The organism is Flavobacterium sp. GNP001, assembly GCF_054343775.1.
Map to the genome: position 1 here is coordinate 1,667,146 of NZ_JBTGUX010000001.1, position 13,569 is coordinate 1,680,714.

A 13,569-nucleotide genomic window follows, 5' to 3' on the forward strand; every position below is an offset into this window, starting at 1 on the left:
CTAAAGTAATTTCCAAAAAAAGGACTGCAAGAAAAAAGCGAGCCTTCAGAAAAACAAATTCGCTAATACCCTATTTTTTACTCTTTCTAAAATTCACTATTTTTGCAGTCTAAAATTAGAAAGCATGTCAAATAAAAAATACAAAATAGCGGTTATTCAGTTGAATTTGAATGATGTTGCCGAAAACAACTTGAAAAAATGCATCAGTTGGGTTCGCGATGCCGCACAACAAGGAGCAGAAGTTATCTCTTTGCCTGAGTTATACAGCAGCCATTACTTTTGCCAGAGCGAAGATGTTGAAAATTTTTCAATCGCAGAGCCTTTGTACAGCACTTCTTTTACTGCTTTTAGTGCTTTAGCAAAAGAACTAGGAGTGGTTATTATTGTTCCTTTTTTCGAAAAAAGAATGGCTGGCATTTATCACAACAGTGCGTACATTATTGATACTGATGGGACAGAAGCGGGCTTATACCGCAAAATGCATATTCCAGACGATCCTGCTTTTTACGAAAAGTTTTATTTCACACCAGGTGATTTAGGCTTTAAAAACAATCCAACCAAAAAAGGAAATATTGGAACTTTAATTTGCTGGGATCAATGGTATCCTGAAGCAGCTCGTTTAACTGCTTTGAAAGGTGCTGAAGTATTGTTTTATCCTACTGCAATTGGATGGCACCCGCAAGAAAAAGAACAATATGGCGAAAACCAACACAATGCTTGGATGACTGTTATGAAAGGCCATGCCGTAGCAAATGGTGTGTACGTTGCAGCAGCTAACCGCATTGGTTTAGAGCAATATTTACCTGACACAGCTGGAATTCAATTTTGGGGATCTTCGTTTATTGCCGGACCTCAAGGAGAAATTTTAGCGCAAGCCTCACACGATCAAGAAGAAATATTAATTGCCGAAGTTGATCTTGACTTACAAGAAAATGTACGTCAAAACTGGCCATTTTTTAGAGACCGACGTATTGATGCTTTTGGCGATATTACAAAAAGAGCCATCGACTAAATTTCTATTGTAAATAACAAACAAGCCTGCTAATTTTAAAATCAGCAGGCTTGTTTGCTTTAAATAATAACTCTATTTAATTCAAATCCGGTTGGAAAAATTTGACTACACCATCTCCTTCACTACTTACAACGAGTAAACTTCTTTTAGTAGGACTTTTTGCTGCTGGTATAAAAAGTAAACCTTCAGGTGCATCGCCCGTTTTAAAACTTTGCAAATACTGTGGAGCTGCTGGGTTAGTAATGTCATAAATCATTACTGTATCTGTTCGTTCTAAGCCAACAAATAAAATATTTTTGTTTCCCATTTTTGCTACTACAACAGCTTCTGGTTCTGAACCTTTATCATCACTACGTGCATCGTCATAGGTTCCAAAATCTTGAGAACGTTTATCTAAATCATTTTTGCTATCAAAAACCAAAGCGCCTGAATTCCCGTTCCAGATGGTAAAAGAACGCGCTCCAAAACTAATAAGTTCATCCAGATCACCATCATTATCAGTATCACCTTCAGTAGAAACTAAATTCAAACGTCCCATTTGAGGATCTGTTTTTAAAGTTACTGCATCAGGAAAAGCAGTTGGATCTAATGATAAGGGTTTTAACCGTGCAACATCACTATAGGTACCATATTCTCTAGCGTCACCCTCATTTGCTGTTACAAAATAAGTAGTTCCGTTTACCATATAACTGGCAATTGCATCAGGCATAAACAATCCTTTTAATTTCCATGGAGTGAAGGCAATTGCATTGTCTCTATCACTTACGTCAATGCCATTTTCAACGTTGTTGAAATCTTTATAACCTAATCCAAAAAGTGCAGTTATGGTTTTACTAGTCAAATCGACTTTAGCTACTCCGTTATTTTCTTGTAAAGTGATCCAAGCCGTTTTAGAATCTTCAGATATAGTAACATATTCGGGCTCAATATCTGCAGCAAAAGATTTTGCTTTTTTAGAAATACGAAATCCTTTTGCTTTCAAAGCTGTTGATTGATTTTCGAATCCCGAAAAATTCAAAGTAGTCACAGCGTAGTTATTGTTTACATCAATAATCGAAATAGTTCCATCAGGATCTACCGAATAATCTGCATTTGGTTCTCCTTCATTGGCCGTCATAATAAATTTCCCGTCAGGCGAAAAGGTCAACATATCCGGTAATGCACCCACAGTAATTTCTTTAATTAAGCTATAATCAGACGTTTTAAAAACAACTACTTTTCCATTTCCTTGTTTGTTTACAGTAGATTCTAATGCAACTGCTAACTTGCCATCGTAAACTGCTACACTATTTGATGCTCCATTATATACAGATAAATCAATCACAGCTAATTTTTTAGGACTGGTAGGATCTGATAAATCAATTACATCAATTTGATTGGTATTGCTGTTATTAACTGTAAATAATTTTTTAGTCACTTCATCATAAGCACTAATTTCAGCAGCACCCGTTCCTCCTACAGCAAGAGAACCGATTTCTTTAAAAGTTGCAGCATTTTCATTAACGATTAACTCAGGTTCTTGGTTTGCATTCGAATCTTTCTCGCAACCTACCAATACGGTACCGGCAACCAAGAACATCATAAATTGTTTTTTCATAATTGTGTGTTTTTTGTTTTTATCAAAACTAACACGCAACTGTATTTTTGAAATTAACTAAATATTATAAAATCATTACCAAAAAAAACTGACAATAATCATGAGTATCTATTCTTACCCACATCATTTTTGAGTGTGAAGCTGAATGTTTATATTTGCATACTTCAATTAAGAAATACTTTATGACTACAAATACAAGACGATTTCCTGCAGAGTGGGAAAAACAACAAGGAATGTTACTTTGTTTTCCACACAATGGAAAAGATTGGCCAGGAAAATATGAAGCCGTTCAGTGGGCATTTGTTGAATTCATTAAAAAAGTAGCCGCTTTTGAAACTGTTTACTTGGTTGTAGCCGATGAAAACCAAAAAGAAAAAGTGCAAACAATGCTAGAGATGGCTCATGTTTCAGCCGACTCGATATCTTATATTTTATACAAAACCAATCGCAGTTGGATGCGTGACTCAGGACCAATTATCGTATATAATGGTTCTGCAAGAGAAGCTTTAAACTTTAATTTCAACGGTTGGGCCAAATACAAAAACATACAATTAGATAAATTGGTTCCTGAAAAAGTAGCCACTCATCTTGGATTACCGCTAACGCAAGTGGTATACAATGGAAAACCTGTCATTGTAGAAGGCGGTGCTATTGATGTAAACGGTCGTGGTACTCTATTAACTTCTGAAGAATGTTTATTACATCCAGATATTCAGGTACGAAATACAGGTTTCACCAAAGAAGATTACGAAGCCGTATTTAAAGAATATTTAGGAGTAACCAATGTGATTTGGCTTGGTGACGGAATCGTAGGAGATGACACGCACGGACACATTGACGATTTGTGTCGCTTTGTCAACGAAGATACCATTGTGGCCATCGTAGAGACGAATCCAGAAGATAAAAATTACCATGCACTACAAGACAATTTAAAGCGCTTGCAAAATGCAAAACTAGAAAATGGTAAATCACCAGTAATTGTAGCGTTGCCTATGCCTAAAAAAGTACTTTTTGATGGATTGCAATTACCCGCTAGTTATGCTAATTTTTTGATTTTGAACAACTGCGTTTTGGTACCAACATTTAATGACAGTAATGACCGAATTGCATTGAATATTTTATCTGAATGCTTTCCTGACAGAGAAGTTATAGGAATCAGTGCTACTGATTTCATTTGGGGATTTGGAACTTTGCACTGCTTAAGCCAACAAATACCAGAATAACAATTAAAACTCTAAATAAAAATAGGCTGCCTTTTCGGGCAGCCTATTTTGTTTGATAACAATCATGGTTTTATTTTTCCTTCGTGAAAGGAATTTTTTGTCCATCCGGAACCAACATTTCGAAGCCATTTAAACTATCGTTGAATTCAAAAGTTAACCCTGCTAGTTTAGATTCAAACTTGTTTTTACCAATTGGCTCTACACTAAAACTTGGATAACCTGTAATCAACGCATTTAAAACGCCATTTTTCTCTGTGAAAGTAATTTTAAGCGGAGCCATTTTTGTAGAATAAGTTCCTAAATATCCATCCAAAATCACATCTTTTTCAAGAGTTCCAGCTGTTGCTGTCCAAGTATTGTTTTTAGTATTGCTGTCTGGTAAAACGTGATCTGGATCTAAAGTAATACTTTCAATTTCTTCAGTTGAATTGTGTTTGAAAGACCATGCTTTGTTGCGCTGCCAAATTTCAACTGGTAAATTCACACGTGTAACTTTTCCAGCTTTAGTTTTTACATCTAAGGCTACTGGCATAGCCATTTTTTCGAAGTTTTCAATGGTAATTACTGCACCTAGTTTAGGATCATTTTTAACGTATTTCACATTATTAATACCCTGATCTAAACGCCAGTTGTATTGAAACCAACCTCTCCAAAACCAACTTAAATCTTCTCCAGCAACGTTTTCAATCGTTCTGAAGAAATCATCTGGTTGTGGGTGTTTGAAAGCCCAACGTTCAATGTATGTTTTCAAAGCCAAGTCAAAACGCTCAGGCCCTAAAACTTGTTCTCTCAAAATTACCAATCCAGAACTTGGTTTAGAGTACGCTAATAAACCAATATTACGTTCCTTCATATTATCAGGAGAACTCATGATAGTTTCTAAATTCGGACTTGTATATACTTCCGCTCTTTGATGCATGTCGGCTTTTGGTTCTTTGTACTCGCCATTATTAAACTCTTCTGTACTTAAAGAGTTAATAAACGTATTAAAACCCTCGTCCATCCAAGCAAATAAACGCTCATTAGAACCCACAATCATCGGAAACCAAATGTGTCCGAACTCGTGATCAGTAACTCCCCATAAGTCAGCTCCTTTTGATTCCCAACTACAAAATACAATTCCAGGATATTCCATTCCGCCCTCATTTCCAGCAACGTTGATTGCTGCAGGATACGGATACTCGTACCATTTTTTCGAATAATGTTCAATAGAAGCCTTAGTATATTCTGTAGATCTTCCCCAAGCTGCATCACCAGCGCTTTCAACAGGATAAACTGACATTGCCAATGATTTTTTACCGCTTGGCAAATTAATTTTAGCAGCATCCAAAACAAAAGCTGCAGAAGAAGACCATGAAAAATCTCGTGAATTTTTAATTTTATAATTCCACGTTTTGGTAGCTGAACTTGCTGATTTAGCAAGTGCCTCAACCTCTGAAGCAGATCGAATGATTACTGTTTTATCGCTTTGTTTTGCTTGTGCCAAACGAGCTTGTTCCGCCGCAGAATATACCGAAGTTGTGTTCACCAATTCACCCGAAGCCACCACAATGTGGTTTGCTGGAGCGGTGATACTCACATCAAAGTCACCGTATTCTAGGTAAAACTCAGACGCTCCCAAGTAAGGGTTAGTGTTCCAGCCGCGCACATCATCGTACACACACATACGTGGATACCATTGGGCAATCGTGAAGATTTTTCCGTTTTTAGTTTCCAAAACTCCCATTCTATCCGACCCCTCATAAGGTGCAACGAATGAAAATTCGATTTTTACTTTTACAACGCCGCCTTTTGCACTCAAAGCCTGAGGTAAAAAAACTTGCATTCTTGTATCAGTGATTACATACTTAGCTACTGCCTCGGTTGTTACTCCTTTGTTAGTGCTTAAAACTTTAACTGATTTAATTTTGTGTCCTCCATCAAAAACCTGACCTTGAGCTCCGTTTCTACTTCCTGTTAAGGGCACAACGGCATTTCCACGAGAATCAGCTTTGAATAAATTTTGATCCAAATTCATCCACAAAAATCCCAATTTATCAGGGCTGTTATTAGTGTAGGTTATGATTCCTGTACCGGTAATTTCATTTTTTTGCTCGTCTAATTTGGCAGTCAATTTATAATCGGCGCTATTTTGCCAATATTCGGCTCCAGGTTGTCCGCTCGCAGAACGAGTATTTGTTCCGTTTTTCGAATAAAAATGAGGTGCAAACGCATCATGATAATCATACTTTGAAATCGGTGCCGTTGCTCCATTTGCTGGAGTCTGCTGCGCTGACAAAGTATGAACTCCTACAGACAGTAAAACAACTGGTAGTAGAAATCCTAATTTTAAGTTTTTCATTGTTTATAATTTTTTATACAAATTAAATAAAAAAAGTGGAATTTAAATCCTAAAAACGCAATCATTACCACCTGCATGAATAAAAAAAGTGCTTCAAGCAACAATTAGATATTTTATAAATACTTTTACAAAATTCCAAATTCTCATTTTAAATCAATCAACGTGATTACAACGCTAGAAAATTCAAAACTTACAGTTAAAATTAAGCAGCTTGGGGCCGAATTATTTTCAATTACAAATTCGGATCAAAAAGAATACATGTGGGGAGGTGACCCAGCTATCTGGGGAAAGCACGCTCCTATTTTATTCCCAATTGTTGGAACTTTAAAAAACAATAGCTTCAACTTTAACGAGCAACAATACCATTTAACACGACATGGTTTTGCGAGAGACATGCCTTTTGATATCGTACAATCGTCAAAAACAGCAGTTACTTTTTCTTTGCAAGCCGATGCAAAAACTTTAGCAGTTTATCCCTTCCATTTTGAATTGCAGGTGAGCTACACACTTCAAGATACTTCTATTTTTGTTGATTACAAAGTGAGTAATAAAGGCGAGCATTCGATGCCGTTTGCCATAGGTGCACATCCTGCATTTGCTTTAGCAGATAATTTTAATGATTACAGTTTAGTTTTCGAAAAAGAAGAAACTTTGAAGTATTTTATTTTGGCCGACGATTTAGTATCTGATCAAACCAAAGTTCTTGCTACAAATGACAAAAAAGTGGCATTAAATTATGAAATGTTCGAGAATGATGCTTTGATTTTCAAAACTATTGAATCCAAAGAGTTGACCATCGTACAGCAAGACAAACCCATTTTAAAAGTAAAATATGCTGGATTTCCTAATTTAGGCATTTGGACAAAAATTAACGCTCCTTTTATTTGCATTGAACCTTGGTTTGGTTATTCTGATACTCAAAATGCAAATGGTAATTTGTTTGAAAAGGAAGGAATGCAAAAACTTAATACAAATCAATCTTTTACGGCACAATATCAAATAGAAATACTTTAAAAATGCATTCACATGATGGTAATTAATTTTTCCCCATTTCCTGTTTTACAAACCGAGCGATTGGTTTTACGACGTTTAGACAATGGCGATGCTGCCGAAATGCTTGCGTTACGTTCTAATCCTCAAACAATGGAGTTTATTCCAAGACCATTATTGCATACTACCGAACAAGTACTTGAGCATATTAAAACTATCAATGATAACATTGATGCTAATCTAGGTATTAATTGGGCCATATCTTTGCGAGACAATCCAAAAATGATTGGTATTATTGGGCATTACAGAATAAAACCGGAGAGCTACAGAGCCGAAATTGGATACATGTTATTACCTGAATATCAAGGCAAAGGAATTACAACAGAGGCAGTGCAAGAAGTTGTAAAATACGGCTGGAACGAAATGAACTTGCATTCTATTGAAGCTATTATCGATCCTAAAAATTATGCTTCTGCAAAAGTATTAGAGAAAAACGGATTTATAAAAGAAGGTCATTTGCGAGAAAATGAATTTTTCGATGGTCGTTTCTGGGACAGCCTTGTTTATTCGATTTTAAAAAAGTAAAACAATCACTTTAAAAGTGATTTATAAACCACAATTCCTTTTTGCTATCTATTATATTTTAAATTTGCTCCAAACCATTATACACATTGAATACCATTGGTATTAATTCGATAATTATGAAAAAACTAATTTACTGCACTCTCCTTTTAATTAGCACTTTTGCGCAAGCACAAACCTATTTGAAAGCCAATGCAATTACGACTTTACTCACCGTACCTAATGTTGGTATTGAAACTAGCATTGGTAAAAAATCAACTTTTCAGTTTGATATCACTGCGTCTATGTGGAAATCGATCAATGGAAATCCAGCGCAGTTCTATATGTTTGTTCCAGAGTACCGCTATCATTTTAAAGAAAAATTTAATGGTTTTTATGCTGGCGTTCACGTAGGTGGTACCGTTTACAACTTTCAAAAATGGAACTATTGGAAAACAGATAACTACGAAAAAGGAGTAGGATATATGGCAGGGGCTACCATTGGTTACCAAAAGAAAATAAAAGAACGCTTTGTTTTGGATTTCTTTTTAGGTGGCGGAAATCATCAGGGGTTTTACAAAGGGTATTTGATTAGTACGGGTGAACGAGTGGATGAAGCCAAAAAATACAATAAAAGTGGAGAATGGCTACCGTATCGCGGTGGCATAATGCTTTCATACCGACTTAAATAGCAAGATTACTTTGTGAATTTAGGTAGAGTTTTTACATACAACTCTTCGACTTGCTGACGTGCCCATTCAGTTTTTCGCAAAAAAGTAAGGCTTGATTTTACACTGGGGTTGTCTCTAAAACATTTAATTTTGACCAATTCGCCTAGTGTATCAAACCCAAAGTGAGCAACCAATTGCTCTACTATAGATTTTAAAGTAATACCATGAAGCGGGTCTTTTGATGGTGAATTTTGCATAATGCAAAGATAATTAATTTTAAAGAAGCAAACTATAATTGAATATGAAAACAAAACTGATATTATTCCTATTAATGGCGTGGCAACTTACTTTTAGTCAACAAAAAAGTACTACTTACTATTTTATTCGACATGCTGAAAAAGTAGATAACTCTAAAGATCCTAATTTATCAGAGTTAGGAATGCAACGTGCCCAAAAATGGAAAGCTATTTTTGAATCAATTGATTTTGATCAAATTTACAGTACCAATTACAAAAGAACTCAGCAAACAGCGGCTCCAATTGCTACTGCCGATAAAATTGAAGTACAGCTTTATGATCCTCAAAAAATCGATTTAAAGGCGTTTAAAAAAATCACTTTAGGCAGAAAAGTACTCATTGTAGGGCACAGTAATACCACGCCTGAATTTGTCAATAAAATAATTAATCAACAAGTTTTTAACCCAATTGAAGATACCACATTTGGAAACCTTTATATTGTGACCATCATTGGCGATACCATTAGTTATCAACTTCTCAAATTACCTTAATTTGACAAAACCATTTTAAATTTTATTACCTTTGTAACCTATGGTAAAAACAATAAACATATTCAACAAGAGAGCCAAATTCGATTACGAAATAATCGAAACTTTTACGGCTGGAATTGTATTAGCAGGCACTGAAATTAAGTCTATTCGTTTAGGCAAAGCCAATATTACAGAGAGCTTTTGTGAGTTTAGCAGCAATGCTGAGCTTTTTGCAATCAATACCTATATTGAAGAATATGCTTTTGGTAATCAATTCAATCACAAATCTAGAAGTGAACGAAAATTACTTTTAAAAAGAAAAGAATTAAAAGGCCTACTAAAAAGCGTACAAGCCAAAGGTTTAACTATTGTTCCTTTAAAATTGTTTACCAATGAAAAAGGCTTGGCTAAACTACAAATAGGCCTTTGTAAAGGTAAAAAAACCTACGACAAACGCGAATCATTAAAAGAGCAAGATACCAAACGCGACTTAGAACGAATCAAAAAATCATTCTAAGTGGTTTGGTTTTATTTACATTAAGATTATGACTTTATTGATGACTTAAATCGTCAAGACTCTCAAAAACATTTCAATTATATGCACCAAATGCTTAAAATAGCGCGCGAAAAAAAAGGTTTAAAAACCAGAGAGGTAGCGCAACTATTAGGCATTGATCAAGCTTTGATTAGCAAATTTGAAACTGGAAACCGAAAACCTACAAGAGACCAATTAGTAAAACTAGCCCATTTACTCGAAATAGACTTAGAAAAAATTGTAGTGCTTTGGCTTAAAGATAAAATTCTTCACGAAATCAATAACGAAGAATGGGCTATGCAAGCCTTACTACTCGCTCAGCAGGAACTCCAAGTAATTGCTAGACCAAAAATTTTCGAGCCTTCAACAATCCTTTTACGCTTATTAGATGAGGTTACTTCTTTAAAAAATGACTTAAGCAAAATTAGTCACTTTGACCGTTACCGAGTATCCAAATCTTTAGAAATAGAATTTACTTTTGAAAACAACCGTGCTGCGGGAAACAGTATGAATCTTGGAGAAACAGATTTAGTCATCAACAAAGGCCACACCATTTCAGGAAAAAGCATGCGCGAACACCTTGAAGTAATTAATCAGCATGAGGCACTTGCCTACCTTCGAGACCTTGCTCAAAACAATACAGTAATCTGTTCTAAAGAGTTATACACACTTTATCAATTGGTAATTCGCGGCATTTCATCAGATGCAAATGAAAGTCAGACAAATGAATCAAACAAAGAATTGGAAAGCTTTTTCACATGGTTCGAAAGCCAAAAAAATGAGCTTCATCCTATTATTTTTGCTGTCCAAACCTATCAAAAGTTAAGAAGCCTGTCTGTTTTTGATGTTGAAAATGAAAAGATTGCGTGCTTAGTGGCTAATTACTTATTCTTACTGAATGGCTACACGCTGGTACCAACTATTCAAACCTTATTAAACACAACAAATTCAAGTGAAGAAGAAAATTATATAGCCGTTATAAATGAGCAGAAAAACATTTTAAAACGATATGGTTTAGCTATTACAACCGAATGAAATTGAAATAAATTCTGATAGTCTACTAATAAAGACAGAACAAATTATCGTCAGAATATTAGGAATCTTACTTAATTTTTATCTTCCAAAAGCGGTACAAATCGAAATTCACCAAATTCGTGTTTTTCAAATTGGGTTTCGTTTTTACGAATAAGTAACGTCATGATTTGAACGTCTTCGCCAAGCGGAATTACCAATCGACCTCCAATTTTTAACTGAGCCATTAACGGTTGCGGGATAAAAGGAGCACCTGCAGTGACAATAATACTATCAAACGGCGCATAATTTGGTAAACCTTTGTACCCATCGCCAAAAGAAAGATGCTTGGGTCTAATATGCAATTTCGGAAACAAATTAGATGTCTTTTTGAACAACTCTTTTTGTCGTTCTACGCTGTATACTTTAGCTCCCATGGTACACAAAACAGCAGTTTGATACCCTGATCCTGTACCAATTTCTAAGATTTTATCTTCTTTTTTAACTTCTAACAATTGCGACTGAAAAGCTACCGTGTAAGGTTGTGAAATAGTTTGCCCCGCCCCAATAGGAAAAGCCTTGTCTTGATATGCGTAATCTTCAAAACTAGAGTCTAAAAATAAGTGTCTTGGTATCTTTTTTATCGCATCAAGTACATTTTTATCTACAATCCCTTTTTGCTCTAAAATGCTTGTTAGTTGATTTCGAAGTCCTTGATGTTTGGCTGTATCTCTCAAAATGGGGTAGTTTTATTTTGGTAAAAATAGAGGGAAAAATACCAAAAAACAAATGGCAATTTGCAAAATCAATCCTTGCAATAATAGCCCGAAATTGGACTTTTTTAAATTGAATTTTAATCATATTATTGCTATTTTTGTAAAAATTACATCGTTATGCTAAAAATTGGAGTATTAGGTGCGGGTCATCTAGGAAAAATACATTTGCGTTTATTACAACAATCTGAAAAATATGAATTAGTAGGCTTTTATGACCCCAATCAAGAAAATGCTGAAAAAGTAGCTAAAGAATTTGGTTACAAACATTTTAGCACCATCGCTACTTTAATACATGCTGTAGATGTAATTGACATAGTTACTCCTACTCTTTCGCATTACAAATGCGCCAAAGTCGCTATCAAGTCAGGTAAGCATGTTTTTATTGAAAAACCAATTTCAAACACCGTTGAAGAAGCCGAAGAAATTATCGCTTTAGCAAATGAATACAATGTAAAAGGTCAAGTTGGGCATGTGGAGCGCTTCAACCCTGCATTTATTGCGACTAAAAACATGATCGAAAACCCAATGTTTATTGAAGCGCATCGTTTGGCAGAATTTAACCCTCGTGGCACCGATGTTCCTGTAGTTTTAGATTTGATGATTCATGATATTGATGCTATTCTAAGCGTAGTTCAATCTAAAGTAAAAAATATAAGTGCAAGCGGAGTTTCTGTTATTTCTGACACTCCTGATATTGCCAATGCTAGAATTGAATTCGAAAATGGTTGTGTGGCCAACTTGACCGCAAGCCGAATTTCGATGAAGAACATGCGCAAATCACGCTTTTTCCAAAAAGACGCTTACATCTCCGTTGATTTCCTAGAAAAAAAATGTGAAGTCGTTAAAATGAAAGATGCTCCAGAAGTTCCAGGTGATTTTGATATGATCCTGCAAAATGCTGAAGGAGTAAAAAAACAAATTTACTTCTCCAATCCTGAAGTGGAGCAAAATAATGCCATTCTTGATGAATTAGAATCGTTTGCAGATGCCATTACCAACAACACTACTCCAACAGTAACCTTAAATCAAGCAACAGAAGCGCTGCGAGTAGCATACCAAATCATTGACTGCTTTAAAAAATAAATATAATTACTTTGAAGTTTACCGTTTTCAGTTACTCATAATAACTTTGAACTTTAAACTTTTAAACTTTAAACTCAAAATATGAAAACAATAGCCGTAATCGGAGCAGGAACAATGGGTAATGGAATAGCACATACCTTTGCGCAAAGTGGTTTTACCGTTAAATTAATTGATGTATCTGAAAAATCATTAGATAAAGGAATGGCAACTATAGCCGCTAATTTAGATAGAATGATTGCTAAAGGTACTATCACCGAGGAAGATAAAACGAAAACAATAACCAACATTATTACTTACAATGATATTGAAGATGGAGTTGTTGGCGTTGATTTAGTTGTTGAAGCGGCAACTGAAAACGTAGCTTTAAAACTAAGTATTTTCGAAAAGTTGAATAAACTTTGTTCTCATGATACCATCTTAGCTACGAATACATCGTCTATATCTATTACACAAATAGGTGCTGTTGTGACGCACCCAGAGCGTGTAATAGGTATGCACTTTATGAATCCGGTGCCAATTATGAAATTAGTAGAAATCATACGTGGTTACAATACTAGCGATGAAGTTACTAAAACCATCATGAGCCTTTCTGAAAAATTAGGAAAAACTCCTGTTGAAGTAAATGACTATCCAGGATTTGTTGCCAACAGAATTTTAATGCCAATGATCAATGAAGCTATTGAGACTTTGTACAACAAAGTTGCTGGTGTGTATGAAATTGACACGGTGATGAAACTTGGAATGGGACAACCAATGGGACCATTACAACTAGCTGATTTTATTGGTCTTGATGTGTGTTTGGCTATTTTAAATGTGATGTACGACGGATTCAAAAATCCAAAATACGCGCCTTGTCCATTACTTGTAAACATGGTTCGCGCCGGAAAATTAGGAGTAAAATCAGGTGAAGGTTTCTATGATTATTCTGAAAGCAAAAAAGCGGAAAAAATATCTAAACAATTTATTTAATGTCATAAATTTTGAAAGTCAAAAGTATCAAGGT

General features: G+C 35.2%; 14 protein-coding genes. 10 read left to right on the forward strand and 4 right to left on the reverse strand.

Translation table 11 applies throughout. From position 1 onward, the window contains the following. Positions 1 to 124 precede the first annotated feature (124 nt). Positions 125 to 1,012 carry a carbon-nitrogen hydrolase gene (locus ACXX8U_RS07075; RefSeq protein ID WP_166133864.1) on the forward strand — a complete coding sequence of 296 codons (888 nt, stop codon included), beginning with the start codon at positions 125 to 127 and terminating at the stop codon, positions 1,010 to 1,012. A gap of 76 nt (positions 1,013 to 1,088) precedes the next feature. Here ACXX8U_RS07075 and ACXX8U_RS07080 read toward each other — a convergent pair whose 3' ends face one another. Continuing rightward, complete coding sequence (locus ACXX8U_RS07080) at positions 1,089 to 2,609, reverse strand: choice-of-anchor I family protein (protein ID WP_458565241.1); 1,521 nt, start codon at positions 2,607 to 2,609, stop codon at positions 1,089 to 1,091. A gap of 182 nt (positions 2,610 to 2,791) precedes the next feature. Here ACXX8U_RS07080 and ACXX8U_RS07085 point away from each other — a divergent pair, with 182 nt between their 5' ends. Beyond that, positions 2,792 to 3,832, forward strand: coding sequence for an agmatine deiminase family protein (locus ACXX8U_RS07085; RefSeq protein WP_458565242.1), 1,041 nt, complete (start codon positions 2,792 to 2,794; stop codon positions 3,830 to 3,832). Positions 3,833 to 3,902: 70 nt separating this feature from the next. Here the strand turns inward: ACXX8U_RS07085 and ACXX8U_RS07090 are convergent, their stop codons facing one another. Then, complete coding sequence (locus tag ACXX8U_RS07090) at positions 3,903 to 6,173, reverse strand: M1 family metallopeptidase (protein ID WP_458565243.1); 2,271 nt, start codon at positions 6,171 to 6,173, stop codon at positions 3,903 to 3,905. A gap of 162 nt (positions 6,174 to 6,335) precedes the next feature. Between ACXX8U_RS07090 and ACXX8U_RS07095 the strand changes: the two genes are divergently transcribed. The 3 genes from ACXX8U_RS07095 (at position 6,336) to ACXX8U_RS07105 (ending at position 8,416) form a co-directional block, all read left to right on the forward strand. Continuing rightward, a complete protein-coding gene (locus ACXX8U_RS07095; RefSeq protein ID WP_458565244.1) occupies positions 6,336 to 7,187 on the forward strand; it encodes an aldose 1-epimerase family protein in 852 nt (283 codons plus the stop codon). Positions 7,188 to 7,199: 12 nt separating this feature from the next. Further along, positions 7,200 to 7,748: a GNAT family N-acetyltransferase gene (locus tag ACXX8U_RS07100; RefSeq protein ID WP_458565245.1), complete on the forward strand. Its 549-nt coding sequence runs from the start codon at positions 7,200 to 7,202 to the stop codon at positions 7,746 to 7,748. 116 nt (positions 7,749 to 7,864) lie between these two features. Then, positions 7,865 to 8,416, forward strand: a complete 552-nt coding sequence (locus ACXX8U_RS07105) for a DUF3575 domain-containing protein (RefSeq protein ID WP_458565246.1) — start codon at positions 7,865 to 7,867, stop codon at positions 8,414 to 8,416. 5 nt (positions 8,417 to 8,421) lie between these two features. On the opposite strand, the gene ACXX8U_RS07110 is transcribed toward ACXX8U_RS07105, so the two are convergent. Further along, on the reverse strand, positions 8,422 to 8,652 hold the full coding sequence (locus tag ACXX8U_RS07110; RefSeq protein ID WP_458565247.1) for a VF530 family protein: 231 nt from the start codon (positions 8,650 to 8,652) through the stop codon (positions 8,422 to 8,424). A gap of 44 nt (positions 8,653 to 8,696) precedes the next feature. Between ACXX8U_RS07110 and ACXX8U_RS07115 the strand changes: the two genes are divergently transcribed. The 3 genes from ACXX8U_RS07115 to ACXX8U_RS07125 all read left to right on the forward strand — a co-directional run bounded on the left by ACXX8U_RS07115 (position 8,697) and on the right by ACXX8U_RS07125 (position 10,731). Beyond that, positions 8,697 to 9,182: a SixA phosphatase family protein gene (locus ACXX8U_RS07115; protein WP_458565248.1), complete on the forward strand. Its 486-nt coding sequence runs from the start codon at positions 8,697 to 8,699 to the stop codon at positions 9,180 to 9,182. Positions 9,183 to 9,222: 40 nt separating this feature from the next. Continuing rightward, the gene (smpB, locus tag ACXX8U_RS07120) at positions 9,223 to 9,678 is read left to right on the forward strand and encodes an SsrA-binding protein SmpB (protein ID WP_458565249.1); all 456 of its coding nucleotides are present in this window, start codon (positions 9,223 to 9,225) and stop codon (positions 9,676 to 9,678) included. 81 nt (positions 9,679 to 9,759) lie between these two features. Continuing rightward, entirely contained in the window at positions 9,760 to 10,731 is a 972-nt protein-coding gene (locus tag ACXX8U_RS07125; RefSeq protein ID WP_458565250.1) for a helix-turn-helix domain-containing protein, read from the forward strand. A 71-nt stretch (positions 10,732 to 10,802) separates the two neighbouring features. On the opposite strand, the gene ACXX8U_RS07130 is transcribed toward ACXX8U_RS07125, so the two are convergent. Further along, entirely contained in the window at positions 10,803 to 11,444 is a 642-nt protein-coding gene (locus ACXX8U_RS07130; RefSeq protein WP_236364209.1) for a protein-L-isoaspartate(D-aspartate) O-methyltransferase, read from the reverse strand. 156 nt (positions 11,445 to 11,600) lie between these two features. Here ACXX8U_RS07130 and ACXX8U_RS07135 point away from each other — a divergent pair, with 156 nt between their 5' ends. Together ACXX8U_RS07135 and ACXX8U_RS07140 are read left to right on the forward strand one after the other, a co-directional pair. Beyond that, positions 11,601 to 12,566, forward strand: a complete 966-nt coding sequence (locus ACXX8U_RS07135; protein ID WP_166133840.1) for a Gfo/Idh/MocA family oxidoreductase — start codon at positions 11,601 to 11,603, stop codon at positions 12,564 to 12,566. Positions 12,567 to 12,647: 81 nt separating this feature from the next. Next, entirely contained in the window at positions 12,648 to 13,535 is an 888-nt protein-coding gene (locus ACXX8U_RS07140) for a 3-hydroxyacyl-CoA dehydrogenase family protein (protein ID WP_458565251.1), read from the forward strand. The last annotated feature ends 34 nt before the right edge of the window (positions 13,536 to 13,569 follow it).